This window comes from Microbacterium sp. Beta (assembly GCF_005502545.1).
GTDB classification, from domain to species: Bacteria; Actinomycetota; Actinomycetes; order Actinomycetales; family Microbacteriaceae; genus Microbacterium; species Microbacterium oxydans.
Genome location: NZ_SCOG01000012.1, coordinates 76,774 through 99,979, shown reverse-complemented (window position 1 = coordinate 99,979; position 23,206 = coordinate 76,774). Strand labels below are relative to the sequence as shown.

General features: G+C 69.6%; 28 protein-coding genes and 1 tRNA gene. 16 read left to right on the top strand and 13 right to left on the bottom strand.

Annotated features, from left to right (window positions below):
* The first annotated feature begins 28 nt into the window (after positions 1-28).
* Together FFS56_RS13025 and FFS56_RS13020 are read left to right on the top strand one after the other, a co-directional pair.
* A complete protein-coding gene (locus FFS56_RS13025) occupies positions 29-1,267 on the top strand; it encodes an aminotransferase class V-fold PLP-dependent enzyme (protein WP_127012642.1) in 1,239 nt (412 codons plus the stop codon).
* Positions 1,257-2,078, top strand: a complete 822-nt coding sequence (locus FFS56_RS13020) for a PaaX family transcriptional regulator C-terminal domain-containing protein (RefSeq protein WP_127012643.1) — start codon at positions 1,257-1,259, stop codon at positions 2,076-2,078. The genes FFS56_RS13025 and FFS56_RS13020 overlap by 11 nt, the downstream gene beginning before the upstream one ends.
* Positions 2,079-2,083: 5 nt before the next feature.
* Here FFS56_RS13020 and FFS56_RS13015 read toward each other — a convergent pair whose 3' ends face one another.
* Positions 2,084-2,569: an FBP domain-containing protein gene (locus tag FFS56_RS13015; protein ID WP_127012644.1), complete on the bottom strand. Its 486-nt coding sequence runs from the start codon at positions 2,567-2,569 to the stop codon at positions 2,084-2,086.
* A gap of 299 nt (positions 2,570-2,868) precedes the next feature.
* Between FFS56_RS13015 and FFS56_RS13010 the strand changes: the two genes are divergently transcribed.
* The gene (locus tag FFS56_RS13010) at positions 2,869-3,216 is read left to right on the top strand and encodes a hypothetical protein (RefSeq protein WP_046747716.1); all 348 of its coding nucleotides are present in this window, start codon (positions 2,869-2,871) and stop codon (positions 3,214-3,216) included.
* Positions 3,217-3,262: 46 nt separating this feature from the next.
* Here FFS56_RS13010 and FFS56_RS13005 read toward each other — a convergent pair whose 3' ends face one another.
* On the bottom strand, positions 3,263-3,640 hold the full coding sequence (locus FFS56_RS13005; RefSeq protein ID WP_249352983.1) for a hypothetical protein: 378 nt from the start codon (positions 3,638-3,640) through the stop codon (positions 3,263-3,265).
* 213 nt (positions 3,641-3,853) lie between these two features.
* Between FFS56_RS13005 and FFS56_RS13000 the strand changes: the two genes are divergently transcribed.
* Positions 3,854-4,060, top strand: a complete 207-nt coding sequence (locus tag FFS56_RS13000) for a CsbD family protein (RefSeq protein ID WP_046747714.1) — start codon at positions 3,854-3,856, stop codon at positions 4,058-4,060.
* Between the two features lie 76 nt (positions 4,061-4,136).
* Here FFS56_RS13000 and FFS56_RS20565 read toward each other — a convergent pair whose 3' ends face one another.
* Positions 4,137-4,301: a hypothetical protein gene (locus FFS56_RS20565; protein ID WP_017201713.1), complete on the bottom strand. Its 165-nt coding sequence runs from the start codon at positions 4,299-4,301 to the stop codon at positions 4,137-4,139.
* A 123-nt stretch (positions 4,302-4,424) separates the two neighbouring features.
* Here FFS56_RS20565 and FFS56_RS12995 point away from each other — a divergent pair, with 123 nt between their 5' ends.
* The 7 genes from FFS56_RS12995 (at position 4,425) to FFS56_RS12965 (ending at position 10,223) form a co-directional block, all read left to right on the top strand.
* Positions 4,425-4,691 carry a Rho termination factor N-terminal domain-containing protein gene (locus FFS56_RS12995; RefSeq protein ID WP_127012646.1) on the top strand — a complete coding sequence of 89 codons (267 nt, stop codon included), beginning with the start codon at positions 4,425-4,427 and terminating at the stop codon, positions 4,689-4,691.
* An 8-nt stretch (positions 4,692-4,699) separates the two neighbouring features.
* Positions 4,700-5,815 carry a YbdK family carboxylate-amine ligase gene (locus FFS56_RS12990; RefSeq protein ID WP_127012647.1) on the top strand — a complete coding sequence of 372 codons (1,116 nt, stop codon included), beginning with the start codon at positions 4,700-4,702 and terminating at the stop codon, positions 5,813-5,815.
* Between the two features lie 43 nt (positions 5,816-5,858).
* Positions 5,859-7,256 (top strand): MFS transporter, encoded by a 1,398-nt coding sequence (locus tag FFS56_RS12985; RefSeq protein WP_127012648.1) that lies wholly within the window; start codon positions 5,859-5,861, stop codon positions 7,254-7,256.
* Positions 7,257-7,311: 55 nt separating this feature from the next.
* Positions 7,312-8,004 (top strand): DUF899 family protein, encoded by a 693-nt coding sequence (locus FFS56_RS12980; protein ID WP_127012649.1) that lies wholly within the window; start codon positions 7,312-7,314, stop codon positions 8,002-8,004.
* Positions 7,929-8,819 carry an endo alpha-1,4 polygalactosaminidase gene (locus FFS56_RS12975; RefSeq protein WP_127012650.1) on the top strand — a complete coding sequence of 297 codons (891 nt, stop codon included), beginning with the start codon at positions 7,929-7,931 and terminating at the stop codon, positions 8,817-8,819. The genes FFS56_RS12980 and FFS56_RS12975 overlap by 76 nt, the downstream gene beginning before the upstream one ends.
* A gap of 133 nt (positions 8,820-8,952) precedes the next feature.
* On the top strand, positions 8,953-10,020 hold the full coding sequence (locus FFS56_RS12970; protein WP_127012651.1) for an iron-containing redox enzyme family protein: 1,068 nt from the start codon (positions 8,953-8,955) through the stop codon (positions 10,018-10,020).
* Positions 10,017-10,223, top strand: a complete 207-nt coding sequence (locus tag FFS56_RS12965) for a CDGSH iron-sulfur domain-containing protein (protein WP_046747709.1) — start codon at positions 10,017-10,019, stop codon at positions 10,221-10,223. Before FFS56_RS12970 ends, FFS56_RS12965 begins: the two co-directional genes overlap by 4 nt.
* Before the next feature lie 13 nt (positions 10,224-10,236).
* On the opposite strand, the gene FFS56_RS12960 is transcribed toward FFS56_RS12965, so the two are convergent.
* Complete coding sequence (locus FFS56_RS12960) at positions 10,237-11,112, bottom strand: heme o synthase (protein WP_046747708.1); 876 nt, start codon at positions 11,110-11,112, stop codon at positions 10,237-10,239.
* 6 nt (positions 11,113-11,118) lie between these two features.
* Positions 11,119-11,898, bottom strand: a complete 780-nt coding sequence (locus tag FFS56_RS12955) for a YggS family pyridoxal phosphate-dependent enzyme (RefSeq protein ID WP_058630683.1) — start codon at positions 11,896-11,898, stop codon at positions 11,119-11,121.
* An 88-nt stretch (positions 11,899-11,986) separates the two neighbouring features.
* On the opposite strand from FFS56_RS12955, the gene gabT reads away from it, so the two are divergent.
* Entirely contained in the window at positions 11,987-13,324 is a 1,338-nt protein-coding gene (gene gabT / locus FFS56_RS12950) for a 4-aminobutyrate--2-oxoglutarate transaminase (RefSeq protein WP_127012652.1), read from the top strand.
* A 4-nt stretch (positions 13,325-13,328) separates the two neighbouring features.
* On the opposite strand, the gene FFS56_RS12945 is transcribed toward gabT, so the two are convergent.
* The gene (locus FFS56_RS12945; RefSeq protein ID WP_127012653.1) at positions 13,329-14,009 is read right to left on the bottom strand and encodes an HAD-IA family hydrolase; all 681 of its coding nucleotides are present in this window, start codon (positions 14,007-14,009) and stop codon (positions 13,329-13,331) included.
* A 51-nt stretch (positions 14,010-14,060) separates the two neighbouring features.
* Here FFS56_RS12945 and FFS56_RS12940 point away from each other — a divergent pair, with 51 nt between their 5' ends.
* Together FFS56_RS12940 and FFS56_RS12935 are read left to right on the top strand one after the other, a co-directional pair.
* Positions 14,061-15,083, top strand: a complete 1,023-nt coding sequence (locus FFS56_RS12940; RefSeq protein WP_137772123.1) for a glyceraldehyde 3-phosphate dehydrogenase NAD-binding domain-containing protein — start codon at positions 14,061-14,063, stop codon at positions 15,081-15,083.
* On the top strand, positions 15,080-15,811 hold the full coding sequence (locus tag FFS56_RS12935; RefSeq protein WP_046747703.1) for a glutamine amidotransferase: 732 nt from the start codon (positions 15,080-15,082) through the stop codon (positions 15,809-15,811). Before FFS56_RS12940 ends, FFS56_RS12935 begins: the two co-directional genes overlap by 4 nt.
* 61 nt (positions 15,812-15,872) lie before the next feature.
* Here the strand turns inward: FFS56_RS12935 and FFS56_RS12930 are convergent, their stop codons facing one another.
* Positions 15,873-16,418 carry a peroxidase-related enzyme gene (locus FFS56_RS12930; RefSeq protein WP_046747658.1) on the bottom strand — a complete coding sequence of 182 codons (546 nt, stop codon included), beginning with the start codon at positions 16,416-16,418 and terminating at the stop codon, positions 15,873-15,875.
* A 123-nt stretch (positions 16,419-16,541) separates the two neighbouring features.
* On the opposite strand from FFS56_RS12930, the gene FFS56_RS12925 reads away from it, so the two are divergent.
* Entirely contained in the window at positions 16,542-17,393 is an 852-nt protein-coding gene (locus tag FFS56_RS12925; RefSeq protein WP_127012655.1) for an AraC family transcriptional regulator, read from the top strand.
* Positions 17,394-17,423: 30 nt separating this feature from the next.
* Here FFS56_RS12925 and FFS56_RS12920 read toward each other — a convergent pair.
* The 3 genes from FFS56_RS12920 to FFS56_RS12910 all read right to left on the bottom strand — a co-directional run bounded on the left by FFS56_RS12920 (position 17,424) and on the right by FFS56_RS12910 (position 20,116).
* Positions 17,424-17,494 (bottom strand) — tRNA-Cys (locus FFS56_RS12920).
* A 13-nt stretch (positions 17,495-17,507) separates the two neighbouring features.
* Positions 17,508-18,758, bottom strand: a complete 1,251-nt coding sequence (locus tag FFS56_RS12915; RefSeq protein ID WP_233437328.1) for an aminotransferase class I/II-fold pyridoxal phosphate-dependent enzyme — start codon at positions 18,756-18,758, stop codon at positions 17,508-17,510.
* Positions 18,755-20,116, bottom strand: a complete 1,362-nt coding sequence (locus FFS56_RS12910; RefSeq protein ID WP_127012656.1) for an aminotransferase class I/II-fold pyridoxal phosphate-dependent enzyme — start codon at positions 20,114-20,116, stop codon at positions 18,755-18,757. Before FFS56_RS12910 ends, FFS56_RS12915 begins: the two co-directional genes overlap by 4 nt.
* A 99-nt stretch (positions 20,117-20,215) precedes the next feature.
* On the opposite strand from FFS56_RS12910, the gene FFS56_RS12905 reads away from it, so the two are divergent.
* Positions 20,216-21,001 (top strand): DNA/RNA non-specific endonuclease, encoded by a 786-nt coding sequence (locus FFS56_RS12905; protein WP_127012657.1) that lies wholly within the window; start codon positions 20,216-20,218, stop codon positions 20,999-21,001.
* A gap of 15 nt (positions 21,002-21,016) precedes the next feature.
* Here the strand turns inward: FFS56_RS12905 and FFS56_RS12900 are convergent, their stop codons facing one another.
* The 3 genes from FFS56_RS12900 to FFS56_RS12890 form a co-directional block, all read right to left on the bottom strand.
* Positions 21,017-22,105, bottom strand: a complete 1,089-nt coding sequence (locus tag FFS56_RS12900; RefSeq protein ID WP_233437329.1) for an alkene reductase — start codon at positions 22,103-22,105, stop codon at positions 21,017-21,019.
* Between the two features lie 63 nt (positions 22,106-22,168).
* Positions 22,169-22,684 carry a MarR family transcriptional regulator gene (locus FFS56_RS12895; RefSeq protein WP_127012659.1) on the bottom strand — a complete coding sequence of 172 codons (516 nt, stop codon included), beginning with the start codon at positions 22,682-22,684 and terminating at the stop codon, positions 22,169-22,171.
* A gap of 66 nt (positions 22,685-22,750) precedes the next feature.
* Positions 22,751-23,206 carry a MarR family transcriptional regulator gene (locus FFS56_RS12890; protein ID WP_046747651.1) on the bottom strand — a complete coding sequence of 152 codons (456 nt, stop codon included), beginning with the start codon at positions 23,204-23,206 and terminating at the stop codon, positions 22,751-22,753.

Here is a 23,206-nt window from a genome sequence, read left to right as displayed (position 1 = left end):
CTCACCCCCGCCGACCTGAAGGTGTGACATGACCACGACTCCCGACGCCTCCCTGCTCGAGCACGCTCGCGCTCTCGACGCGAACGACCCGCTGCGCGCTCACCTCGACGCCTTCTCCGAGGCACCGGGCGTCGACGCGTATCTCGACGGCAACTCGCTCGGGCGCCCGCTGCGCGACATGCCGGAGAAGCTCGCGACCTTCGTACGCGACGACTGGGGCACGCGGTTGATCCGGTCCTGGGACGAGCAGTGGATGGCGCTGCCGATGGAGCTGGGGGACCGCATCGGACACGTCGTGCTGGGCGCCGCGGCCGGCCAGACCGTGGTGGCCGACTCGACGAGCGTGCTGATCTACAAGCTCATGCGTGCCGCCGCTGCCGCCGACCCCGCGCGCACCGAGCTCGTGATCGAGGCGGGCAACTTCCCCACCGACCGCTTCCTCGCCGAAGGCGTCGCGGCGGAGACCGGGATGACGCTGCGCTGGATCGAGCCCGACCCCGTGCACGGGGTGTCGGTCACCGATGTCGAGGCCGTCCTCTCCGAGCGCACTGCCCTGGTGTCGCTGAGCCACGTCGACTACCGCTCCGGGGCTCTGGCCGACATGCCGGGCATCACCGCGGCTGCGCACGGCGTCGGCGCCCTGATGATGTGGGACCTGTGCCACTCGGCCGGCGTGATCCCGATGCAGCTCGACGAGTGGGGTGTCGACATGGCCGTGGGCTGCACCTACAAGTACCTGAACGGCGGGCCGGGCTCGCCCGCCTTCGCCTACCTGCGCCGCGGTCTCCAGGGCGTGCTGCGTCAGCCGATCCAGGGATGGTGGAGTGCGGCGGACATCTTCGCGATGGGACCGGAGTACGTGCCTTCCGGCGACATCCGCCAGCTGCTCAGCGGCACCCCTCCCGTCATCTCGATGCTGGCCATGCAGGGAATGCTCGACCTCATCGAGCAGTCCACGATCGCGGGCGTCCGGGCCAAGTCGCAGTCGTTGACCGATCTCGCGGTCCGCGCCTACGACGAGGTGCTCGCTCCTCTCGGCGTCCGCCTGCTCAGCCCTCGCGACGCCGAGCAGCGGGGTGGCCACGTGACGATCGGTCACCCGGACTTCCGCGAGGTCACGCGGCGGCTGTGGTCCGACGGCATCATCCCCGACTTCCGGTTCCCGGACGGCATCCGCCTGGGTCTCTCGCCCCTGAGCACCTCGCATGTCGAGACCGTCACCGGTGTGCTCGCCGTGCGCGATGCGCTGGAGTCCGGTGACCTCTGACATCGCTCCCGCCCCCGTGCTCGACGACATCGACGCACGCCCCGGCAGCATCGCCTCGTTGCTGCGGACCTTCATCGGCGTCTTCCTCCGTCCGCTCGGCGGGTGGATCTCCGCTGCCGACCTGGTCGCGTTCGCCGGTGACCTCGGCATCGACGCTGCCGCGGCGCGCACGGGTATCGCACGCCTGAAGCAGAAGGGGCTGCTGCTCGGCGCACGGGAGGGGCAGATCGGCTACCGGCTCAACCCGGCGGCGATCCCGATGCTGGAGCGCGGCGACAGGCGCATCTTCGAGATGCAGGAGATGACCGACGCCGACCCCTGGTGCCTGGTGTCGTTCTCGATCCCGGAGAGCGCCAGGAGCGTGCGCCACCAGCTGCGGCGAAGACTGCAGTGGATCGGAGCGGGCATCGTGTCCCCCGCCCTGTGGATCTGCCCCGGCCACCTTCAGGCCGAGGTGGAGCAGATCCTCGACGACCTCGACGCGCGTCGGTGGGCGACGCTGTTCCCCGCATCGACTCCGCTGCCCGCCGGCACCCTGGTCGACGCAGCAGCGCAGTGGTGGGATCTGGAGGCGCTGCGCGAGGAGCACTTCACCTTCCAGAACTCCCTCACGACGCTGCCCCGCGAGCCGTTCGCCGCGTACGTGCAGCTGATCGACCGCTGGCGGGTGCTGCCATACACCGACCCGGGGCTTCCCCCGTCGATGCTGCCGCCCGGCTGGCCCGGCCGTCGCAGCTTTGACGAGTTCGCGCGTCGGTCGGCGGAGCTGGCGGCACCCGCCTGGGCGCACGTGCGATCGAGGGCGTCCTAGCCCGTTCAGCCCGCCACTGCGGCGAGGAAGCCTGCCACGTGCTCCTGCAGCCGGAGGATGCGCAGGTCGCGGGCGAACTCGCGGTCGAACCCCTGATAGGCCAGCGGCGGCAGGATCCGCACGTTGCGGTTGCAGCCGAACTCGGCACAGGTGAGCACGCCGACGGTGTCGCCCTTGCGCCCGGCGGGTCCCGCCTTCCGGGCCACGTACAACTGCACATCATTGCGGAGCGTCACGTCTTCGCACCAGGAGCACTGCGCCCTGGCGATCACACGCTGCTCTGCGCGCTGCAGGAAGACGCCGACGGGTGCGTCGTCGATCCAGGTGACGACGTAGGCACGGCGGGGCATCTTCGGGTCTGCCCAGCCGAGGAAGTCGAGATGGTCGAAGTCGATCTCGGCGAAACCGGGCGGCAGTGTCACGTCGGACACCTCTTTGCGGGAGGCGTTGAGGAAGGAGGCGCGGATTGCGCGCTCGTCGATGGGACGCATGAGGGTGAGTGCTTTCAGAGAGGTCGCCGCGAAGGCGAATCGACAGGAGGAAGGAACCCCGGCAGTGACCACCGGGTACGACACGGCACCGGGGACGGGGATTCCGCCTCCGGTGGGTCCTCAGCCTCTGTCTGCGGCGCGGAAGGCGCCTGCAGCTCCGCTCTGCGCCGCGAGGGCGCTCATCGACGACAGCACCCGGCGAGCTTACACCCGTTTGTTTCCGTCCGTGTCGGCTCCTCTGGGCGTCGCAGGACGACCGACCTAGTCTTTCCGGAACGACGAACGAGAAGGAGTCCCCCGTGTCCACGCCGCTGAACCGCCTTTCGCCCCTCCCGGTGCGCGAGCGCGCAGCGTGCATGTGCAGTCACGGCGGCCGGTGCTCGTCCTTCGCCCCCGGCCACGCCCTGCACCTCATCCAGGCGCGGATCGCCTCGGCGACGCCGTCCGAATGGATCGATGCGCTGGTCGAGCAGGCCGACGCCGTCTCCGGCGACCTCGTCGTGCGCACGCTCGACGGCGAAACGCACACGCTGTGGAACGGCGCAGGTGCGGCACTCGAAGCTGCCGCGGGAACCCCGGTCGCGTTGCACCAGCGCTATGGAGTGCTGGCCGTCGGCGGCACGCAGTTCAACGTCGCGACCGTCTGATCACTCGCACCCACCTGCGACGGCGTCACCGCCGGACCGGCTCGTCTCAGGCGCTCGCCATCAGCATGTCCTTCATGGCGGAGCAGGCGTCCATGCACGCCTCGCACGCCTGAGCACACATCCGGCACACCTCGCTGTCGTCCGCGTGCCGAGCGCAGGCATCCATGCACGCCTTGCACATGGCGATGCAGGCGTTCAGCATCGCCATCATCGAGGCAGGGGTCATCCCCTGCATCCGCATCATCGACCGCATCATGGTGTTGCACACGTCGGCGCAGTTCATGCAGGCCGGTGCGCAGTCCATCAGCTGCGTCGAGCACACCGTGCAGGCCTGCTCGCAGGCGGCGCACGCATCCATGCACGCCTGCATGACCGCCATGTCCATCATCTGCATGTCGGGCATCGACTCCATGTTCTTCGACATGGCGCCCATCATCATCGAGTCCATCGCACACCGCTTCCTGGTCGAGTCCGCGGGCAGGACCACCCGCCTGGCGCCAGGCTAGTCCTTCGACGCCCGTGCGTCGATGGCGTCGGAACATTGTCATGTGCGCGGCGGATTGTCAATCCCGTGGCCGCTTCCCTCGGGACATGAGAGCGTCGGAGTCAATCGATCCGACGAGGAGAGGAGCACCGCATGAGTGCTGCAGACGACATCAAGAACGCCGCCGAGAAGGCCGCCGGAAAGGTCAAGGAAGGCGTCGGAAAGCTCACCGACAACGAGAAGCTCGAAGCGGAGGGCAAGGCCGACCAGGTCAAGGCCTCCGCGAAGCAGGCCGGGGAGAACGTGAAGGACGCCGCCCAGAAGACGGGCGAGAACGTCCGGGACGCGTTCGAGAAGTAACAGGCCCCGGACACCGAAGAGGTGAGGTCCGCCGATGGGCGGGCCTCACCTCGATGGGGTCAGACCTACTGCGTTGTCAGACCTTGCGGCTGCCGCTGATCGCTCGGATCAACCAGGCGATCACCGCGATCGCGAGGAGGACGAGTCCGACCCACAGGAGGAACTGGAGCGACTGCACCAGTCCTCCGGTGATCGCGAGGATCACGGCGACGACGATGACGATGATCAGGAGGATGTTCATCGGTCTTTCCCTTCTTTCGGCAGGCGCGGACGCCCGACTGTGGTGCCTTCACGCTATCCGCGGAGGGACTTCTGTCAGAGGGGGTTGACTTCGGCCCCCCGAGTGCGCGAAGGAGAAGATTTCATGCCAGGACGACGCAACGACTCGCTGAAGGATCCCGAGCTGTATGAGGAGCTCAGGGACGACGGCGCCTCGAAGGAGAAGGCGGCGCGCATCTCGAACGCCGCGGCGAAGGAAGGTCGCAGCGCGGTCGGCCGACGCGGCGGGGAGCACGGCGACTACGAGGACTGGACGGTCAAGGAGCTGCGCGCGCGGGCGAAGGAGCTCGGTCTGACCGGTTACAGCGGCAAGCGGAAGTCCGAGCTGATCTCCGCGCTCAGGAATCACTGAGGACGGGGATGCCCCGCTTCGGGATCGAGGAGGAGTTCCTCTTCCTCGATGAGCACTCGCTGGCGCCCGTGAGTCTCGCCGCCGGCACACGCGAGCGCATCACCCGCCTTCGCACCGGAGGCGAGGTCACGCAGGAGTACCTGACCTCGCAGATCGAGTGCCTCACCGAACCGGTATCGACGGCTGAGGCCGCCACGGAGCAGCTGTCGCACCTGCGCGGACTCATCGGGTGGCACGCCGGCGACCGGCACGCCATCGCCGCCGGCACCGGCACACCGTTCGCCACGACGCGCTCCTCGGCAGTGTCGCCCTCACCGCACTACGACAAGGTCGCCGCGCACCTCGGACACCTCACGCGCGACCACGAGGTCAACGGTCTCCATGTGCACGTCGAGGTCACCGACGACGAGGAGAGGGTGCGTGCGCTCGACCGCGTGCGCGGGTGGCTCCCCGTGCTGCTGGCCCTCACCGGCAACAGCCCGTTCGTGCACGGCCGCGACTCCGGCTTCGCCAGCTGGCGCAGCATCCTGATCCGTCGGCTGCCCTCGTCGTGGACGCCCCCGCACTTCCGCGACTACGACGCCTACCGCGCGGATGTGCAGCGACTCATCGACGTGGGTGCCATCGCCGATGCGGCCTCGCTGTCGTGGTCGGCGCGGTTGTCGGAGCGGTATCCGACGGTCGAGCTCAGGGTCTTCGACGCGCAGCTCTCCGCCCAGGACGCGGTGTTCGCAGCGCTCCTCTCCCGCGCGATCGTGCTCACCGACGATCTGCCGCCCGCGGACATCGGCGTGGACGGCATCGACGCCTCGATGTGGACGGCCGCGCGGCACGGCATGGCCGCCCGTCTGCTCGATCCGGCGACCGGGAAGGCGGAGGACGCGTGGCTGCTTGCCGACCGGCTGCTGGCAGCGATCGCTCCCGCGCTCCGCGAGCTCGACGACGAGGACAGGGTCCGCGACGGGATCGACCGACTGCGTGCGTCCGGCACGGGCGCTGATCGCCAACGCCGGGCCGTCGCGGATGGCGGGCCGGCGAAGCTCGCCGAGCTCCTGCGCGCAGGGACGCCGTCACCGCTCCCGGCGGATCCCGCTGGACTCACGGTCTCCACGCCCACACCATGAGGCGCCCGGCCCCGAGGTCGGCCACCGGGAGTAGTGTCGGCCTGTGCCCGCCTTCGCCCCGCTCCAAAGACTCGTCATCTCGATCGCGGTGCTCGCGTCGTTCGTGACCTTCCTCGACGGCACGGTCGTGAACGTCGCACTCCCGGCGATCAGTCGCGAGCTCGGCGGCGGCATCACCACCCAGCAGTGGGTCGTCGACGCCTACCTGATCACGTTGAGCGCCCTGATCCTGCTGGCCGGATCGGTGTCCGACGCCTATGGCCGGGTGCTCGTCATGCGCATCGGACTCGTCGCCTTCGGGATCGCCTCGATCGCCGTGGCGGCGGCCGTCGATCCGCTCATGCTGATCGTCGCCCGCGCCGCGCAGGGCGCCGCCGGTGCCCTGCTCGTGCCGAGTTCGCTCGCCCTCATCACGGCCACCATGCGGGCCGACGTGCAATCGCGCGCCATCGGCGTCTGGACGGCCTTCACCACGGGGGCGCAGCTGGTCGGTCCGCTGCTCGGGGGACTGTTCGTCGACTACCTCTCGTGGCGCTTCGTGTTCCTCATCAACGTCATCCCGATCGGGATCACCCTGCTGCTCCTCGCCCGGTTGCATCTGCCGGAGCACCCCCGCGGCGTCAGGGTCGACTGGTGGAGCGGGGCCCTGTGCGCGATCGGGCTCGGGGCCGTCGTCTTCGCACTCATCGAGCAGCCCAACATGGGGTGGCAGTCGCCCGCGATCTGGATCCCCGCGATCGCCGGCGCCGCATTGTTCGGACTGTTCCTGTGGCGGCAGCAGCACTCCGCCTCGCCGCTCATGCCGCTCTGGCTGTTCCGGGTGCGCGACTTCGGGTGGGGCAACCTCGCGACGCTCTTCGTCTACGCAGCACTGTCGCTCAACGGCTTCGTGGTCGGGGTCTACCTGCAGCAGGGCGCAGGACTCAGCGCCACCGCCGCGGGCCTGGCGAGTCTGCCGATGACGATCCTGATGATCCTGATCAGCTCGCGTGCCGGTCAGTGGGCCGGCAGGTGGGGACCCCGCATCTTCATGACGGTCGGCCCGTTGCTGATGGCCGTCGGCGCTCTGATGCTGCTCCTCGTGTCCGCAGACTTCGACTACTGGTGGCAGGTTCTGCCGGCGATGATCGTGATGGGTCTCGGCCTCTCGCTCACGGTCGCACCGCTCACGGCCGCGATCCTCGGTGCCATCGACGAGAACCATTCGGGCATCGCCTCGGCCGTCAACAACGCGGTATCTCGTGTGGCCGGGCTGCTCGTCGTCGCGATGCTGTCGACCATCGTCGGCGGCACTCTCGACCTCGACGGGTTCCACAGCGCCGCCTGGGTCACGGCCACCCTGCTCGTGATCGGCGGCGTGGTGTCGTGGATCGGCATCCGCCGCAATCCGAGCGAGGCGCTCCCCGCCGACACCGCATCGACGGGACCGCTCCCGCATTGACCGTGTCCCCGGCCGCGCGCAGACTGGACGCATCGCTCAGCATCCGGAGGTCACCGTGAGCACAGCACAGCCCCTTCCCCCTGTCGTCGACGCCGAGACCTGGCGCCGTGAGCTCGACGAGTTGCGCGTGCGCGAGAAGGCCGCGACCAGGGAGCTCGACGCGATCGCCGCGCAACGACGACGCCTGCCCATGGTCGAGCTGCCCGACTACACGCTGGTCGGCGCCGAGGGTCCGGTACGCCTGCCCGACATCTTCGACGGACGATCCCAGCTGATCGTCTACAACCACATGTGGTCGGACGGCAGCGAATGGCAGTGTCCCGGCTGCACCGGCTTCACCTCGCAGTTCACGCGGCTCGACGTGCTCGAGCGCTACTACGACGCGCGCTTCGTGATCGTGACGAACGGTCCCATCGAGGAAGCCCTGGCCTACCGCGAACGCGTGGGCAACCGCATGCAGTGGTACTCGAGCGCCGACAGCACGTTCGGGGCCGATGTGGACGCCCCGCCGAACGCGGGGTTCGGCGTGAACGTGTTCCTGCGCGACGGCGACACCGTGTACCGCACCTGGCACACCGACGGCCGCGGCACGGAGCGGCTGAGCTACCTGCAGGGTCTTGTCGATCTGCTCCCCTACGGTCGACAGGAGCAATGGCAGGACGTTCCGGAGGGATGGCCCCAGCATCCGACCTATGCGCAGGGCATGGGGTCGAAGGAGATCGCGGAGCTGTACGGAGCGGCACGCTGAATCGGCTGCTCCGGAGTGCCTGGCCAGCGGCCGGCGTCGCCCTCCTCCTCGCTCTCGGCGGGTGCGCGGCGCCCGCGGACCCGCCGTCCTCCGTCGCCCTTCCTCCTTCCGGCGCCACGCCGGACTATCAGCTCGGCGGGGCCTACGATCCGTCCTCCGGCGTCGGCGTGGTCGGGCGCGACCGCACCGCGGAGCCCGCGGCCGGTGTGTACTCGGTCTGCTACGTCAACGGATTCCAGACACAACCGGGAGAACTCGACACCTGGCCCGATGATCTGCTGCTGCAGCGCGACGGACATGTCGTCTTCGACCCGGACTGGCCCGACGAGGCTCTGCTCGACACGTCGACCGCGCAGCGCCGGGAGCAGATCGCCGACACCGTGATCCCCTGGATCGAGCACTGCGCGGATGACGGGTTCGATGCCGTCGAGTTCGACAACCTCGACTCGTACTCACGGTCGAAGGGAGCCCTCTCGCTCGATGACAACCTCGCGCTGGCCGCACTCCTCGTCGAGGCGGCGCACGATGTGGGGCTGGCAGCGGGACAGAAGAACGCCGCCGAGGATGCCCCCGCGCTGCAGGAGCACGCCGGCTTCGACTTCGCGGTGACCGAGGAGTGCGCGGCGTACGAGGAGTGCGCGGCGTACACCGATGTCTACGGCGAGCGCGTGATCGACATCGAGTACACCGATGAGCTTCCGCGGCCCTTCGCCGAGATGTGCGCGGACGACGCCTCGCCGGCATCGATGGTGCTGCGGGACCGCGACCTCGTCACCCCCGACGACGACGGCTACGCATTCGAGTCCTGCCGGTAGCCGGCTCCGTGCATCCGCGCGGGCTTCCATGCCTGCCCCGCTTGCCCGGTCGATGCGCGCTCGTCAAGTCCCTGGCCCGATCTCATCCGAGCCCGCAGGATACGAGGGTCCGCATCGATCAGGAGCACGACACATGACCTCTTCCGCCACGGCGACCGTACCGTCACCCGCACCGGCATCCGCACCGAGACTCCCCTTCCACGACCGCGGCCCGGTGAGCCGCGCCGTCATCTCGCATCTCACCGGAGTCGATCGTCACGCCGACCACGCCGCTCTCGCCGAAGAAGCCGCAGCGGCCTGCGCTGACGTCTCCCGTGACGACGACATCCAGCTCGCCCTCTTCGTGCTCTACGCATCCGCCTACGGATCACTGTCGGCACTCGATCCCGAGCTCGAGTGGGACCCGGCGCTCCTCGCGACCCGCCGCACGCTCGAGGCGGCGTTCGAGCGGGAACTGCGCGCGAGAATCCCGATGCCGGAGCTGCCGGAGCCGACCGTGGACGCCGTCGGGCGGGCGCTCTTCGCACTCGCCGAAGCGGACACCGGCCCGAGCCTCTCTCGTTACTTCGTGAAGAAGGCCACGAAGTCCCAGGCGCGGGAGATGCTCATCCAGCGCTCGGCGTACACGCTCCGCGAGGCGGACCCGCACTCCTGGGCGATTCCCCGACTCGACGGACGGGCCAAGGCGGCTCTGGTCGAGATCCAGTCCGACGAGTACGGCGGCGGCCGACCGCACCGCGTGCACGCCGCCCTCTTCGCGCGCGCCATGCGCGCAGCCGGCCTGGATGACACCTACGGCGCGTACGTAGACGATCTCCCCGCCGTCACCCTCGCGTCGCTCAACATGATGTCGATGTTCGGACTCAACCGTCGGCTCGTCGGATCGATCGTCGGTCATCTGGCCGCCTACGAGATGACCTCGTCCATCCCCTGCCGCCTGTATGCCGACGGTCTGCGCCGCCTGGACTTCCCCACCGACGTCACGGCGTACTTCGACGAGCACGTCGAGGCCGACGCCGTGCATGAGCAGATCGCCGCCCGAGACCTCGCAGGCAGCCTCGCCGAGGACCACCCGGAGCTGCTGCCAGACATCATGTTCGGTGCAGCTGCCTGCTTGACGGTGGACGGATGGGGAGGCGCACACATCCTGGAGGCCTGGTCGGCGGATTCCTCGTCGCTGCGCACGAGGGCGTCATCATGAGCGCGGACCACGAACCGGCGACGATCACTCCGTACCCGGACGGTCCGCTGCTCGTCCGCGGTGACGTCGAGCTGCACGCCGCCGACGGCACGCCGATCCCCTCCCACCGCCGCACGGTCGCGCTGTGCCGCTGCGGACTGTCGACCCTCAAGCCCTTCTGCGACGGCACACACAAGCCCGCAGGCTTCCGCACCGAGGACTGAAGGGGCCGCGCACTCAGGGCGTCAGCAGGGGATCGACACCCACCGCGAGGAACAGTGCGGCGAGGTAGACGATCGACGCGCGGAAGACGAGCATCGGGCGCAGCTCGCCACCCCGCCGAGCCCGTGACCGCATCAGCGACGCGGACACCACGAACCCCGCGCCCGCCCCCAGAGCCACCGTCCAGTACAGCAGGCTCACCTCCGCGACGAAGGGCAGGATGAGCGAGCACACGACCGTCACCACTGCGAAGCCGATCACCCTGATGGCGACGAACGACGGCGGGCGCGTGGCACCGAGCATGGGGACGCCGGCCCGGCGGTAGTCGTCTCGGTAACGGATCGAGAGCGGCCAGTAGTGCGCAGGCGTCCAGAAGAACACCACCAGGAACAGGATCACCGCCGGCCATTCGAGAGCGCCGCGCACCGCGGTCCAGCCGACGAGCACGGGCATGCACCCAGCGACCCCGCCCCAGACGATGTTCTGCTCGGTGCGACGCTTCAGCAGCAGGGTGTAGAAGACCACGTACAGCACGAGGCCGGCGGTGGACAACGCGGCGGGCAGGGGGCCGACGAAGGTGAGCATCCACCCCACGGAGGAGATTCCGAGCACGGTCGCGAAGATCAGACCGGCGCGCGCGGACACGACGCCCGTGACCAGGGGGCGCCGGGCCGTGCGCTCCATGACCGCATCGCTCTCGCGCTCGAAGTACATGTTGAACGCCCCGGCGGAACCGGCGCTCAGTGCCCCGCCCACGAGCACCGCGCCCAGGAGAGCGATGTCGGGCCGTCCGTCGGCGGCGAACACCATGACGGGGATCGTGGTGACGAGGAGGAGTTCCAGGATGCGGGGTTTGGTCAGTTCGAGGTAGGCGCGAACGGTCCGCAGCACGTGTCGTCAGCCTTCCGGCCAGTAGTGACTGTCTGGCAGCGCGCGGGCACCGAAGATCGCCTGTCCGACGCGCACGCACGTGGCGCCCTCCTCGACGGCGATCTCGTAGTCCCCGGACATCCCCATCGACAGCTCGCCCGCCCCGATGAGGTCGGGCGCGTCTTCTCTGGCCTGGTCCCGCAGCGTGCGCAGCAGCGAGAAGCACTCGCGCACCCTGGCGTCGTCCGGGGTGAGGATGGCGAGGGTCATCAGTCCCCGCACGCGGAGCGTCCCATAGGAGGGCAGTGCCTCCAGGAACGCGGGAAGCTCCTCCGGTGGCATCCCGAACTTGGAATCCTCGGCCGAGGTGTTCACCTGCACGAAGACGTCGAGGCTGCGGCCGGCGGCCTGCAGACGTCGGTCGAGCGCCTCGGCCACCCGCAACCGATCGAGAGCCTGGAACTCGGTGGCGAACGCGGCCACGTCTCTGGCCTTGTTGGTCTGCAGGTGCCCGATGATCGACCACGACACATCGAGGTCGGCGGTCTCCCCGTTCTTGCGCACCGCCTCCTGCACCTTGTTCTCGCCCAGCAGCCGCATGCCCGAGCGGATCGCGACGCGGACGCGCTCGGTCGGGACCGTCTTGCTCACCGGGAGCAGGGTCACCTCACGCGGATCGCGCCCCGCCCGCCGCGCTGCCTCGGCGATGCGCGATTCGACGCTCGCGAGGTTATGCCGGAAGTCGTCGACGGTGACCGCCGTGGGGTAGCGCTCGTCGGCGCCGATCGGTGCATCCAACTTTGACATAGGTCAAACACTAACATGGTCTTAGGCCGTTTCGTCGGCGATGTCCGCCGCTCACCACCGCTCACCACTGCTCACAGAAGGAGCCCCCATGTCCGCGCCCCGCGTGCTTCCCGATCACTCCTCCGCCCCGTTGCTGCTGACCGATGTGCCGGGACCGCGCAGTCGAGCCCTCCACGAGCGACGCAGGCAGACCGTCGCCCGGGGAGTCGGCAGCGTGCTGCCGGTGTACATCGCGCACGCGGACGGCCCCTGGGTCACCGACGTGGACGGCAATCGCCTCCTCGACCTCGGCAGCGGCATCGGCGTCACCACGATCGGACACAGGAATCCCGCCGCCGTCGCGGCCGCCGCCGCGCAGCTCGAGCAGGTGACGCACACGCTCTTCACCGTCACGCCCTACGAGGGGTACGTCAGGCTGGCCGAGCGCCTCTCCGAGAAGACCCCCGGCGATCACGAGAAGCGCTCGGTGTTCGTGAACTCGGGCGCGGAGGCCGTCGAGAACGCGGTCAAGATCGCTCGCAGGCACACCGGCAGGCGCGCGGTCGCCGCCCTCGACCATGCCTTCCACGGACGCACCAACCTCACTCTCGCCATGAACCACAAGGCCGCATACGGCACCGGATTCGGCCCCTTCTCGTCCGACATCCACCGCGTACCCAACTCCTACCCGTACCGGGACGGCCTCTCCGGGGAGCAGGCGGCGGAGCGCACGATCGCCCACCTCGAGCAGCGCATCGGCACCTCCGACCTGGCCGCCGTCATCGCAGAGCCGATCCAGGGCGAGGGCGGGTTCGTTGTCCCCGCCGACGGCTATCTGCCCGCACTGCAGGACTGGTGCACGCGCAACGGTGTGGTGTTCATCGCGGACGAGATCCAGACCGGGCTCGGACGCACGGGGACGTGGTTCGCGAGCGAGCACTTCGACGTCGTCCCCGACCTCGTCCTCACGGCCAAGGGCATCGCGGCAGGACTCCCGCTCGCTGGCGTCACCGGACGCGCCGACATCATGGACGCCCCCGACCCCGGCGGCCTCGGCGGAACCTTCGGCGGCAACCCCGTCTCCATCGCCGCGGCCCTGGCCGTGTTCGATGAGCTCGAGCACGGCCCCTTCTTCGCGGAAGCCCTGCGCATCGGAGGCAGCCTCCGGCAGCACCTCACCACGCTCGCCTCGCGCCACCCCGTGATCGGAGATGTGCGCGGGATCGGCGCCATGTACGCCTTCGAACTCGCCGATCCCGCCACCTCGCACCCCGCCGCGGGAGCCGCCTCCGCGATCGCGGCCTACGCGGCCCAGCACGGCATCCTGCTGCTGACGGCCGGCAGCGACGCGAACGTCATCCGATTCCTGCCGACTCTCACGACCACCGACGATCAGATCGAGGTCGCGGTGGATGTGATCGACCGAGCACTGGCGACACTCGCCTGACGACTCAGCCGGGTGCACCCGTCGCGTCGATGACGAGTGCGCCCTCCCGCCAGCGCACGCGGTGGAGGTCGGGCACGACCAGGTCGGGGTCGCCTCCCGACGACGCCGCTCCGACCCCGACGACGAACCCAGCACCCGCCGCGCGCGCCGAGCGGATCCCCGGCACGGAGTCCTCGAACACGATGCAGTCCTCAGCGCGGCGCGCCAGCAGGTAGGCGCCGAGAAGATAAGGGTCGGGTTCCGGCTTCCCCCGGGGAACGTCTTCCGCCGCGACCAACGCCGGTGGAAGCGCGATACCGGAGCTGCGCAGCCGCGCCAGAGCCACGGCGCGGTTGCTGCTCGTCACCACCGCCCAGCGGTCGCGCGGAAGCGCACCCACCAGCCGCGACGCTCCTCCGACCTCCCGGGTGTGCACGGCCGCCTCGACCTCCAGCGCGACCAGTTCCGCCGTGGCCTCTTCCGCGGCCTCCCGCCCCACCAGGCCGGCCACGACCTCGCTCGGCCGCATGCCGTGCGGCGCATCGCGCAGGAAGTCGAAGGAGGGAGCATGCCGGCGGGCCCAGGCATCCCAGGCGGGCGCTGCGGCCAGGACCGAGTCCACGAGGACGCCATCGCAGTCGAACAGCAGTCCGGCCGGTCCGAACTCCCAGGAATCCCCGCTGCGCACGTGTGATAATTTTGGCATAGGTCAAAGCTAGCACCGGCACGGGGGGACCGCGCCGCGGAGGGGACACCAATGCCCAAGAGAATCGCCATCAACGGACTGGGCCGAATCGGCCGCAATCAGCTCCGACTTCTGCTCGCGCGTCGATCGGAGCTCGACCTCGTCGCCGTGAACGACCCGCGGGGGCCACGCGCCATCGCGGATCTCCTGCGCAGCGACGGCAGCAGCGGGCCGTCGACGCGCGGCGTGCGGTACGACGACGACCACCTCTTCCTCAACGGACACGCGGTCCGCATGCTCTCCGAGCGCGATCCGCTGCGGCTGCCCTGGCGTGAGCTCGGAGTCGACATCGTCATCGAGGCGACGGCGTCCGATGCGGGGGCCGACGACGCACGCACGCACCTCACGGCCGGCGCGAAGAAGGTGGTCACGACGGTTCCGACTCCGGACGACGACGGCACCATCATGCTCGGGGTCAACGAGCACACCTACGATCCGACCCGACACCACGTCATCTCCAGCGCGTCCTGCACGACCAATTGCCTGGCCCCGGTCGCCAAGGTCTTCCACGAGGCGTTCGGCATCGACTCCGGCCTGATGACGACCATCCGTGCCGAGTCATCCGACCTCCAGGTGCACGACGCCCCCCACACGGACCCGCGGTCCACGATGGGGAAGGAGGCGAAGGGCGGAAAGATCACGCCGCGCAGTGGAGGAGCCGCGTCCGCGATCGGTCGCGTCCTGCCCGAGCTCGACGACGGCCGACTCGACAGCTACACCCTGCAGGTGCCGGCCATCAGCGGTTCGATCACGCATCTCACGGTCACGGCGTCCCGACCGGTCACCGCCGACGAGGTCAGGACCGCATACGAGACGGCCGCGGAGGGCCCACTCAAGGGGATCCTGCGCTGCGCCGACGATGAGATCGCGGTCGCCGGCACCGTGATCGATCCGCATTCCTCGATCCTCGACGCCGGTCTGATCCGCGTGATCGGCTCGCAGGTGAAGATCTCCGCCTGGTACGACGACGAGTGGGGATACTCGCACCGTCTCACCGAGCTGACCGAGTACGTCGCAGAAAGGCTGTCCGCATGACGATTCCCGAGCCGCGCGAGCGCACGGCGCTCGCGTTCCGCCACGTGCACTTCGAAGACCTCGGCATCCTCGGGCCACTCCTGCGCGAACGCGGCTTTCGCGTGGAGTACGTCGACCTCGGCACCGAGGCCATCGACATCGAACGCGTGGACGATGCCGATCTCATGATCGTGCTGGGCGGCCCGATCGGCGTGCACGACGCCGATACGTACCCGCTCCTGCACGCCTCGAAGGAGGCCGTCGCCCATCGGCTCCGCTCCGGCAGGCCGCTGCTGGGGGTATGCCTCGGAGCACAGCTGATCGCCGAGGCGCTGGGGGCGCAGGTGCACGCGACCGGTCAGGTCGAGATCGGCTACGCACCGCTCGACCTGACCGAGGACGGCCTCGATTCACCGCTGCGCGCACTCGACGGCATGCCCGTGCTGCACTGGCACGGAGACGCATTCACGATCCCGGCCGGATCTCGCCGACTGGCGTCCACCCCCGGGTTCCCGAACCAGGCGTTCAGCACGGGCACCGTGCTCGCCCTGCAGTTCCACCTCGAGGCCGACCACCGCGCGATCGGGAGCTGGCTGATCGGCCACGCGCACGAGCTGCATCACAACGGTATCGACCCGCGCATCATCCGCGAGGACGCGAGAGCCTACGGGCCGGAACTCGAGAGGGCGGCCCGCTCCGCCATCGCGACATGGCTGGATTCCGTCGAACTGCCCGCTCCCACCGCCTGACCGCGACGCAGACGAAGGGGCCGGGTCCCTGCGGACCCGGCCCCTTCGTCTGCGACAGCGATCAGCTCGCGCGACGAAGAGCCACGCTCGGGAAGTCGATCGGGACGTCGAGGGCGATGTTCACGTAGTTCGTGAACAGGTTCAGCGCGACCTGGGCGATCGTCTCGACGATCTGCTCGTCGGTCCACCCCTGCGCGCGCACCGCGTCGACATCCGCCGACGACACCTGACCCCGCTCCTCCACCAGCTTGAGCGCGAACGCGAGCAGCGCCGCGGTGCGCGGGTCGTCGGACTCGCCGCTCTGCGCGGCGGTGAGGGCCTCACGGCTGAGGCCCGCCTTCTTGCCGAGGGCGGTGTGCGCGGCGAGGCAGTACTGGCAGGAGTTCCGGTCGGCGACGGCCACGGCGATCTGCTCGCCGATGGCCGGACCGAGCGAGCCGCCGCCGAAGGCGCCGAACGCCCCCCACATGCTGGTGAGAGCCGCGGGAGAGTTGGCGACGGCGCGGAACATCGCGGGCACGGCCCCGAAGGCGCCAGCGATCTGATCAAGCTGTTCCTTGACGTTTCCGGTGGCGTTGTCACGGTCGATGAGAGGGACGTTGGGCACGGGATGCTCCTTCGGTTGTCGAGTCGGCCCGGATCTGAGCCGACTCCAGTCTTTCGACAATGAGCGGACGATGCGCACCATAACGTCTTGCTTTCATGACATATCGTCCTGGATACTGGGAGCGTGTCCGATATCGATCGCCTCTCTCCCCTCCTCGAGCGGTTCCGCGTGCGCACGCGGCTGTTCCACAACGGGCCGCTGTGCGGCACGACGGTGTTCCCAGCGAGCGGTGGACACGGTTTCCTGCACGTGCTGCGACGAGGCGAGATGGAGGTGACGCATCGTCGGGCCGACGGCAGCAGCGAGCGCGCGCTCATCTCACGGCCGAGCCTGCTGTTCTTCCCGCGGCCGGTCGACCACTCGTTCCTGAACGCGCCGACCGAGGAGTCCGACTTCGCCTGCGCGACTCTCGATTTCGACGGCGGCGCGACCCACCCGCTGGTCCGCACACTGCCATCGTCGATCGTGCTGCCCCTCAATGAGGTCGAGACTCTCGGCCCCGCACTCGACCTGATGTTCTCTGAGGTCGACAACGTGCGGTGCGGACGCCCGCTGGTGGCGGACCGCATGTTCGAGGTCGTGCTCATCCAGCTGCTTCGATGGATGCTCGATCACGCTGAGCAGCTCGACCTCGCACCGGGGCTCATCCCCGGCCTCGCCGACGAGCGGCTCGCCCCCGCGCTCGTCGCCATGCACGAGGAACCGGGGGAAGCGTGGAGCCTGGAGTCCCTCGCCCGCACGGCGAACATGTCGCGCAGCGCGTTCGCCGCGCGATTCAAGGAGGTGCTCGGACGCTCGCCCGGCGACTACCTCACCGAGTGGCGGCTCACGATCGCACAGGAGCAGCTGCGTGGCGGCATGTCGGTGAGCGCGGTCGCGGCGCAGCTCGGCTACGCGAGCTCCTCCGCCTTTTCTCGGGTCTTCGCCCAGCGCATCGGACACTCGCCGAGGACGTGGCTGACGCTGGCCGCCTGAGGGTGTGCGTTCCGGCGCCGGGCCGTTGAGAGGTGGAGGCAGGAATCGAACCTGCGTGCACGGTCTTGCGGACCGCGACCTGGCCACTCGGTCACTCCACCGGGTCGGACGAGCTCAGCGCTGAGGCGGTGAGTACCCGTCCAGGAAGGCACCGAGACGTCGGAGTGCATCGGTGAGCACATCGGCCTCCGGGAGGAAGGCGATGCGGAGGTGATCGGGAGTCTGCAGATTGAAGGCCCGCCCATGCACGAGGAGGATCCGCTCGGCGTCGAGGAAGTCCAGCACCAGCCGCTCGTCGTCGACGATGCCGTGCACCTCCGGGTCGAGGCGAGGGAACAGGTACAGTCCCCCGCCCGCCACCTGCACGTCCAACCCGGCAATCCCGCCGAGTGCGTCGAGTGCGGCATCCCGCTGCCGCGTGAGCCGTCCGTCCTGCGCGACCAGCTCGTCGAGCGAGGCATCATGGGTCAGCGCCGCGGTGATCGCGTGCTGCGCCGGAACGGAGGCGCACATGCGCATCGAGGCGAGCAGACGCACCCCGGAGAGGAAGGGATCGTCGGAGTGGAATCCGGTCGCGGTCATCCACGCGGCGCGATAGCCCGCGACCCGGTGCGTCTTCGAGAGTCCCGCGAAGGTGACGCAGGGCACGTCAGGAGCGACCTGTGCGGTCGAGACGTGCTCGAACCCCGGGTAGACGACGCGGTCGTAGATCTCGTCGGAGAGCAGCAGCAGGCCATGCCGCCGCGCGAGCTCGGCGATCTGCTCGAGAACCTGTCGCCCGTACACCGCGCCGGTCGGGTTGTTCGGGTTGATCACGACGATGGCCGCAGTCCGAGGACCGATCGATGCCTCCATCGCCGCGAGGTCCGGCGCCCACCCCTCGGCTTCGATGCACGGGTAGTGCACCGCCCGCCCACCGGCCAGCACCGTCGATGCCGTCCACAGCGGGTAGTCGGGACTCGGGATCAGCACCTCGTCGCCGGGCTCGAGCAACGCCTGCAGCGTGAGGCCAACGAGTTCCGAGACACCGTTGCCGACGGTGATGTCATCGATAGCAAGCGCGGGGAAGCCCGGGCGGAGGGCATAGTGCGCGCTGATCGCCTCGCGCGTCTCCGGAAGCCCCGCGGACTCGGAGTAGCCGTGCGCATGGGGCAGGGCTGAGCGGAGCGCCTCGACGATGGCCGGAGGAGCATCGAACCCGAACGGTGCCGGGTTGCCGATGTTGAGACGGAGGATGGACTCCCCGCGCTTCTCCAGCTCGGCCGCCCGGTCGGCGACCGGGCCACGCAGGTCGTACAGCACACCTTCCAGGCGCGAAGAGCGGCCGATGCGCGATTCGGCGCCCCGAGGCCGGCCGGCCATCATGCGTCCGCTCCGGACGAGTGCGACCCGCCGGCCACAGCCACGAGATCGTCCACGAGTCGCTGAGTCTCGGCATCATCGAGGGCGTGCACGGTCAGACGGAGATGCGTGGAGCCCTGCGCGCTCTCGGTGTCCAGGGCGAACTCGGAGCCGGGCCGCACGAGCCACCCGCGCGACGCGAGACGTCGACCGACCTTGGTCGCATCGTCGCGGACATCGACCCACACGTTGAGGCCACTGTCCGCCTGCGCCTGGACTCCGCGCGCATCGAGCTTCGACACGAAGGCCTCGTTCCGTCCGGCATAGTGCTCGCCCGCTGCGACGATCGACCGCTGCACCTCGTCATCGCGCAGCATCGCAGCCGCAAGCCGCTGCATCACATGACTCACCCACATCGTTCCGGGGCTGAGCCGCAACGCGAGACGTCGCGCGGTCACCGGATCGGATGCCGTGACCGCCAGGCGCATGTCCGGCCCCAGGAACTTCGACACCGAACGCACCAGCGCCCACCGCTGCTGCGTCGGCGCGATGATGCTGGCGTAAGGCGTGGGGTCGAGCAGCGAGAAGTGGTCGTCTTCGATGACCAGGACATGAGGATGGTCGGCGAGGACTTCGCGCAGCGCGAGAGCCCTGGCCGCGCTGGTGCCGACGCCCGTGGGGTTGTGCGCGCGAGGGGTGCAGACGATCGCGCGTGCACCGCTCTCGAGTGCAGCCCTCAGGCCCGCGACGGTCATGCCCTCGCGATCGACCGGGATGGCGACCGGCACATATCCGGCGAGCCGCGCCGTATGGATGCTGGAGAGGAAGCACGGATCCTCGAGGCCGACCCGGTCGCCCTGCACGAGCGTCTGCGCGAGGAGACGCTCGACGGCGTCCACCGCTCCTGCGGTGATCGACAGCCGGAACGGACGCGGGTGATCGGCGGCGAGCCAGTCGGTCGCCCATTCGGCCAGGTCGGGGTCTATCACCGATTCGCCGTAGAGCACGTGTCCCGGAGTGACCGTGGCGAACGCGGCCGCGAGGTCGGGAAGACGCGCGGCATCGGGGTTGCCGCTGCCGATGTCGCGCAGCACCGAGCCCGGGGTGAACCCCTCGTCATGATTCTCCGCCGGCCCGAGCACGGTGGTCCCGGTGCGACCGCCCGTGGCGGCGATGCGCGCGGTGACCAGCGATCGATAGGCGGCCAGCACCGTGTTCCGGTTCACGCCGAGGCGGGCCGCGAGGGAACGCACGGGCGGCAGCTGATCGCCCGGAGCATAGGCCCCGCGCTCGACGAGGTCGCGCACGCTCTCGGAGATCTCCGCAGCGGTCGAGCCCACGATCGCCTCCGAGACTTCTTCACGATCCGGTGCCTGAGCCATGCTTCGACCGTAGGGGATCGTTTGACCTATGTCAAAACTCGACTCGTTGTTTTCGAGATCGTACGGGTGCACGTCGGAGGCCCGGTGCACGATGGGACCATGAGCGACGGCTACGACGCGGAGTTCCTCGGGACGCCCCTCCCCCTCCCGCACCCTGGGCACGACGTGCGCACACTCCCTTACCCCCGGTTCACGGTGCTGCTCGACCCTGAGCGGCGCCTGGCAGCGGTCACGGCCGTGAACATCGACGGCGCCACGTTGCAGAGCCTCCCCCGCACCGGCGACTGGCGGCTGGACGAACGCCTGCGGCCCGACGAGCAGACCGGGCCCGAGGTGTACGCCCGCAACGATCTCGACCGCGGACACCTCGTGCGCCGACGCGATCCGGGCTGGGGACCGCCTGCCACCGCCCGCGCGGCCAGCGAAGCGACCTTCTTCTACCCGAACGCGGCTCCACAGGCGGCCGGGTTCAACCAGTCCAAGGAGCTCTGGCTCGGCCTGGAGGATCACGTGCTCGCCTATGCGGAGAGCACCGACCAGCGGGTGTCGGTGTTCACCGCGCCGGTGCTCGAGGACAGCGACCCTCCCTACCGCGGTATCCGAGTGCCGCTCCGGTTCTGGAAGGTGGCGGCCTGGCGAGGACCGGATGGGTTCGCCGCAGCCGGCTTCGTCCTCGATCAGTCCGACCTGGTCGACACCCGCGAGGAGCAGAAAGCCGTCCCGCCGCTCGGCGGCTTCCGCACGTTCCAGGTGCCGATCATCGACATCGCCGCCCTCACCGGCGTCGACCTCGGCGCACTGACCGAGGCCGACGTGCTCGCGCGACCGGGCGCCCGTGAGACGGGATGGCTGCCCCTCGACACGGCGAAGGACATCGTGCTCTGAGGCGAGCGCGGCGCCTCAGACTCCGGCGCGCACCGACTCCAGCGACGGGTAGTCGGTGTACCCCTCGGCCGTGCGACCGTAGAACAGCTCGGGGCGCGGAGGGTTGAGCTCGGCCCCCTGGGTCCAGCGCTCCACCAGGTCGGGGTTGGCGATCACGGGACGGCCGGCGGCGACGGCATCCGCCCACCCGTCGTCCACGAGGCTCTCGGCGGCATCCCTGGTCGTGTCGATCCCGAAGCCGGTGTTGACGATCAGCGGCGCACCGGCCGTGCGGCGGATGTGCTGCACGAGCTCGCCGGCGGGGTCTACGTGGAGTACGTCGACGAACGCGAGACCGAGAGGTGCGAGCCCTTCGGCGACCGCGGTGTAGGTCGCGTGCACGTCGGCGGCGTCCTCTTCCAGCACACCCTGGATGTTGTGCTGCGGCGAAAGGCGGATGCCGGTGCGATCGGCTCCGATCGCCGCAGCGACGGTCTCCGTGACCTCGATCGCGAAGCGTGCCCGGTTCGCGGGTGATCCGCCGTAGCCGTCGTCACGCGTGTTCGACACCGGAGACAGGAACTCGTGCACCAGGTACCCGTTCGCGCCGTGCACCTCGACGCCGTCGAAGCCCGCGGCGATCGCGTTGCGCGCCGCCTGGGCGAACTGCTCGACGACGACGGGGATCTCCGCGAGGGTGAGCGCATGCGCGACCGGGAGATCGGCCCTGCCCTGCGGCGTGCGCGTCTGTCCGGGGGCGGCGAGCGCGCTCGGGGCCACGACGCGCGCCTCGCCCGAGATCGCGGGGTGCCCCACGCGTCCCCCGTGCATGAGCTGCATGACGATGGTTCCGCCCTCGTCGTGCACGGCGTCGGCGATCTGCTTCCATCCGTCGATCTGCGCCGGGGTGACGATGCCGGGCTGACCAGGGTACGACTTGCCCTCCGCAGCCGGCCAGGTGCCTTCGGAGATGATCAGGCCCTGCCCCGCACGCTGGCGGTAGTACTGCGCCATGGTCTCGGTCGGCACACCCTCGTCGTCTGCGCGGGTGCGCGTGAGGGGCGCCATCACGACGCGGTTGGACAGCTGCAGGGCGCCGAAGACGGCGGGTTCGTAGAGAGTCACAGTGGGAGACAAGGCACGGGCGGAGCGCTGTATTCCCTGCGGCATCTCACCTCGCCGGCCGTCTCACCTCGCCGCCGACGCCTCTCCGCCCCCGAGCCCGGCGAGCAGGTCGGCGAAGTGGTCGAGGTCGGCCGCGGTCCAGTTGCGCAGCCGCTCTCCGATGCGTCCTTCATACTGCGAGCGGGCGAGGGCCACGCGCTCCTGGGCGAGATCGGTCGCGACGAGGACGCGAGCCCTGCGGTCATCCGGGTCCGGCACGCTCTTGACGAGTCCCAGCTGTTCGAGCTGGCGCACCTGACGACTCACCGCGGACTTGTCGGTCTGCAGGCGCTCGATGATCGCACCAGCCGAGGTCGCCTTGCCCGTCGCGATGGAGGTGAGGACCTGGTAGCCGAGGGGCTGCAGATCGGGGTGGACGGTCGCCGCCGCCTCGCGCCAGCCGATGCGGATCCGCGCGAACAGACGGCCCAACTCCTGCTCGACCCTGGTGACGGCCTGATCGAGATCTTCGTCGCCGAGCCGATCCGTCGTCGAGGCGGATGCAGGGCGATCGGCAGGGGCGTCGGGAGAGGCGCTCATGCTCGCCAGTGTACGGCGAAGCCCCGCTGCCGATCGCGACAGCGGGGCCTCGGCTCGGACGTCGCCTCAGACTTCGGCGAGCAACCGGAAGGCCTTGGACGCCGCCCGGATCTCCTCGGGAGTCAACTCGTCGATCACGGCCTGAAGGCGGGTGCCGTACTCGCGGCGGACCTCGGCCAGCGCGGTGCATGCCACGGGGGTCGCGCTCAGCACCCGGAGGCGCCCATCCCGCTCATCAGGGCGGGACTCGAGCAGCCCGAGCTCCTCCAGCATCCGCACCTGCCGGCTGATGACCGACTTGTCCATCTCGAACCGCTCCGCGATCTCGTGCGCATTCGCGGTTCCCGCCCGGTCGATGAAGGTGAGCAGCTTGTAGCCGGCCACCTGCAACTCCGGGTGGACCCGGGCCGCGGACTCCCTCCACAGCGACCGGGTCCTCGCGAAGATGAGGTTCAGATGCGCCTGGAGGTCACCGAGCGCACTGTCGACGTCCGCCGACTCCACCGCTCCGGGGGCGAGCAT